The organism is Pseudomonas amygdali (assembly GCF_002699855.1).
Taxonomy (GTDB): Bacteria; Pseudomonadota; Gammaproteobacteria; order Pseudomonadales; family Pseudomonadaceae; genus Aquipseudomonas; species Aquipseudomonas amygdali.
The window spans coordinates 1-4,055 of sequence record NZ_LKBW01000137.1 but is presented as its reverse complement, the minus strand read 5'-3'; the positions used below and the strand labels follow the sequence as shown (position 1 = coordinate 4,055).

Below are 4,055 nucleotides of genomic sequence, written 5' to 3'. Positions count from 1 at the left end.
CCGAGTCTGCCCAGGTGGCATGACTCAAACAAAAGGGTCTCCGAGAAACCCGGGGCGGTTCAGTGGGCGGCACAGAAAGCAGGCTCCACTGAATACCATCAAGCACTTGATCGACCGGCCATCTAATGGACCTGAACACTTCCCGAAAATGATGCACCAGGTAAGTAAGTGCAGCGTCCACCCACGACCCCAGTGGAACGGTGAAGCTTTGGAACGGGTCCAGATAATTAAAGTCCGACATGATGTTTCCTCCCCCCCCAGAACTTGAGAGCGCTCTGATTCTTCAAGTTAACTATTATTCAGGCAGCTCAGAAGGTGGCCTTGCGAGATCGAGCCTTTATATAAGCCAATTTCGTCTACCACCGGCATAGGCGTTGCGGACGCCGCGACGATATGCAGGATTTCTCTGAGCGACGCTTCTGCTTTTAGAGGGGTGTGGCGACCAGGTTCATAGACAATGCTGGCGTCCTGTTGGGCAATATCGCCCGCCTTGAGAATTCGGCTGGTATCGAATCCATTAAAGAAATCACGCACGTATTTATTGATAGGGTTACACAGCAGCTCACGAGGGGTACCAATTTGCACAACCCGACCGCCTTCCATGATTGCAATGCGGTGCCCGATCCGTACGGCCTCTTCAATATCATGTGAAATAAAGATGATGGTCCGGTTTTGCTCGGCCTGCAGCTTGATCAATTCGCCCTGCATTTCGCTGCGGATCATGGGATCGAGGGCTGAAAAAGCCTCGTCCATCAGAAGGATTGCGGGGTCGTTGGCCAGGGCTCTGGCGAGTCCGACACGTTGCTGCATACCGCCGGACAGTTGATGGGGAAAGCTGAACTCCTGGCCCGCGAGGCCGACCTGCGCCAACGCCCCCTTGGCACGGCAGTAGCGTCCTTTTTCGACAACGCCGCTGATTTCCAAACCGAAGCTAACGTTATCGATGACGCTCATGTGCGGCATAAGTGCAAAGGATTGAAAGACCATACCCATGTCTTTCCTGCGCACTTGTAGAAGATCTTTATCCGACAGACCGGTAATTTCCTTGCCATTCAGAAAGATCCATCCACTGGTGGGCTCAATCAAGCGATTGAATAAACGGAGCATGGTTGATTTACCGGACCCGGACAGACCCATGATCACGAAAATCTCACCGCGACGAACGGAGAAGTTTGCATCAAAGACACCGATGGCTTGCCCGGTCTTTTTAAAGACCTCGTCTTTGGAAGCCCCATCGGCAAGCATCTTCATTGCGAGGTCCGGCTGTGTGCCGAATACCTTATAGACATTCTTGACGGAAATGATTTCGTCAGACTCAGTCATACCCTGCCCTCTTCGTGTTCGGCACTGTTCGCCTTGAGCGGTGCGCAAACGATCGACATTAGTTTTAAACGGCAGCGGTAATGAATCGAAGGTTTCACGACGGCTTCCTTTTATTATTTTTGGACCCTGGGAACGAGGGATGTTTCAAATTTAGTGGCAACCCTTCCTCAACTCCAACTACATTTACAGGGACAATTGGATAACGTTGGGTTATGGATCGCTCGAAGCCGCCCATCTCGTGGCAGCCTCACACAAGTACGACCCGTTATGTCTCAAAAACGACCATTACATCACTCTTACTGTCTGGCTTCAGTTACCCTCGCGTCGCTTCAGCGGGGAGCGGCTGCGCAAGGAGAACCTAAGGATGTCAAAGCATGTCGACCCTGACAGCATTCTGCTGAAAATGCCGTCTTTGAGGGCTGTGAAAGCTTTTGTAGCGGCTGCCAAATACGAAAGTTTCACCCTCGGCGCCGAGGCGCTTTGTGTGTCGCAGGCAGCGATCAGTCGGCAGATTCGGGAACTGGAAGACTATCTGGGTGCACAGCTTTTCACTCGTGCCGGACGCACCGTTGAGCTGACGTCAGCCGGCGCTTTGTTCTTTGATGCCGCCCAACTGTCGTTCGTGAATATCGCACAGGCTGCAGAGCGAATCCGCAGCAGTCAATCCTTTAAAAAGATGCTGACTGTATGCTGTTCCCCTGCCTTTTCCGCCTTGTGGTTGTCAGCCCATCTACCAGAGTTCATTGAACAAAACCCCGGCATTGAGCTGAATCTGATCACAACGCAAAACTTCCTGACCATGGAACCGGGTGTACAACCCGACGTTTTCATTACCAAAATGGCCCGCATCAGGGACGACTACAAAAGCTACCCGTTATGCCATGACGTCATTTACCCCGTGTGCAGCCCGCAGTTTCTAGAGCAACACCCGGAAATCGCGACCATCGAAGGCCTGCGAAACTCGGCCTTGCTGAACCTGAGTCCTTATGGCCGATCCCAGGTGGCCGAGCATGTTGATTGGGGCGTCTGGCTTGCCTTTCAGTCGGTTGACATTGATGAGCGCCCGCAAGACAGCCCGCAAATTTTCAATGCCAACGACTACAACTTGTTGATCAGTATGGTGCTGACCCACCAGGGTATTGCCTTGGGATGGAACCACCTGGTTATTCGACTGGTGGAGCGCGGCGTATTGGTACGACCGATCCAACAGCAGGTTCAGCTACGCAACAGCTCGCATTACCTGAGCTGTAGAGAGAACGCCGAGAACGAAGATGAGTTGCGCCTGTTTCGTGAATGGATCTTGTCGAAGTTCCCCCGGTGACCTGACCGGCCTCAGCAGAAAATCGCTTTTGTTATCGATTGCCCTACGAAAATGTTGCTGGAACGGTGAGACCCCACTGGGTCATCGTGCAGCGGCACAACAATGATTTTCGTAAGGAGTGGTCAGGATGTCACTGTTCGAATTTTGTCGCGATTTCGATTTCCAGCAAGCACCCGCCAACACTCAGGCAATACTCAAAAGCAGCCTGTTGGATATCGTCGCGGTCATGGCAGGTGCGACATCCAATGACACCAGCAAGGCAATGCGTAACTATGCACGTCAGCACTACCCTGATGGCATGTACACCAGCCGCCTGATATTCGACGGTCAGCGGGTCAATATTCTCGGTGCAGCGTGGGCGGGTGGATTTTCCGCCGACAGCCTGGATGCCCACGAAGGGCACTTCAAATCCAAAGGGCACGCGGGTGCAACCGTAGTCCCGGCATTACTGGCGCTGACCGATGCGCTGCATCACCAAGGCCAGCAGATCAGCGGGCACGATTTCCTGTCGGCACTGTGCATTGGCTATGAGACCGCGTTACGCGCCGGCACTGCCTTAATGGCGACCTCCCCCACCTACCATGCCTCTGGAGGCTTTTCTGCAATGGGGGTGGAGTGTGCCGGTGCCCGATTACTGGGGTTCGATGAGCCGACATTTCGCCACGCATTGGGCATTGCTGAATACTTCAGCGCACGCTGCCCGATGATGCGTGTGGTGCTGTCACCAACGATGCTGCGTGACGCCCATGGAGCAGGTGCCTATGTCGGCTTGAACTCTTTATTGATGGCTCAAGCGGGAATAACAGGTGCACCCGCTGAAACGGTAGAAGACCCAAGCGTCGCAGCGCACTGGGCCGACATAGGAAAACGCTGGGAAATTGATAGCCAGTACTTCAAACCATGGCCCGTGTGCCGATGGGCGCAACCAGCGTTGACAGCCATGCTTGAAATACAGCGCCAGCAACCTGAGTTGAATGCTGACGTGATTGAATCGATCCGTGTGGAAACCTTCTACGAGTCGATGTGCTTGCAGGGCCATACCCCTCGCAACGCTGATCAGGCCCAATATGCGTTGGCGTTTCCGCTGGCAGCATTGATTGTCAGAGGTAAGTTGGGACCTGACGAAGTCACGGGGGATTCAATCACCGCGCCCGACATTCTGTCGCTCAGTTCACGTATCGAAATCGTTGAAGAGTCGGATATTTCCGCGCGATTCCCGGATGAAATTCCCTCCAGACTTACCCTTACCTTAAAAGACGGTAGCGTTATCGTCAGCCCTGTGACCGCCGCGAAAGGTGATCCAGATACCGCGATGACAGCTGATTGTCAACGCCAACTAAAAAGTGACCCCCTTCCGTGCTAAATCGCCAACTTAGTTTTGACCCCCCTCGGGTTCATATTTTCGAGCCGG

Annotated in this window: 3 protein-coding genes and 1 pseudogene; 2 read left to right on the top strand and 2 right to left on the bottom strand. The window is 53.5% G+C overall.

Annotation, left to right across the window (positions count from 1 at the left end; translation table 11 throughout):
• Positions 1-241 (bottom strand): annotated as a pseudogene (locus tag AO277_RS28755) (hypothetical protein); the annotation flags it as partial.
• A 47-nt stretch (positions 242-288) separates the two neighbouring features.
• Complete coding sequence (locus AO277_RS11735; protein ID WP_044320095.1) at positions 289-1,323, bottom strand: quaternary amine ABC transporter ATP-binding protein; 1,035 nt, start codon at positions 1,321-1,323, stop codon at positions 289-291.
• A 364-nt stretch (positions 1,324-1,687) separates the two neighbouring features.
• Between AO277_RS11735 and AO277_RS11730 the strand changes: the two genes are divergently transcribed.
• Positions 1,688-2,644, top strand: coding sequence for a LysR substrate-binding domain-containing protein (locus AO277_RS11730; protein ID WP_044320096.1), 957 nt, complete (start codon positions 1,688-1,690; stop codon positions 2,642-2,644).
• Positions 2,645-2,771: 127 nt separating this feature from the next.
• Entirely contained in the window at positions 2,772-4,007 is a 1,236-nt protein-coding gene (locus AO277_RS11725) for an MmgE/PrpD family protein (protein WP_080899380.1), read from the top strand.
• The last annotated feature ends 48 nt before the right edge of the window (positions 4,008-4,055 follow it).

What these genes read in the sequence shown, in the direction of transcription:
- AO277_RS11735 (WP_044320095.1), bottom strand. Translation starts at nt 1,323, where the DNA reads ATGACTGAGTCTGACGAAATCATTTCCGTCAAGAATGTCTATAAGGTA.
- AO277_RS11730 (WP_044320096.1), top strand. Translation starts at nt 1,688, where the DNA reads ATGTCAAAGCATGTCGACCCTGACAGCATTCTGCTGAAAATGCCGTCT.
- AO277_RS11725 (WP_080899380.1), top strand. Translation starts at nt 2,772, where the DNA reads ATGTCACTGTTCGAATTTTGTCGCGATTTCGATTTCCAGCAAGCACCC.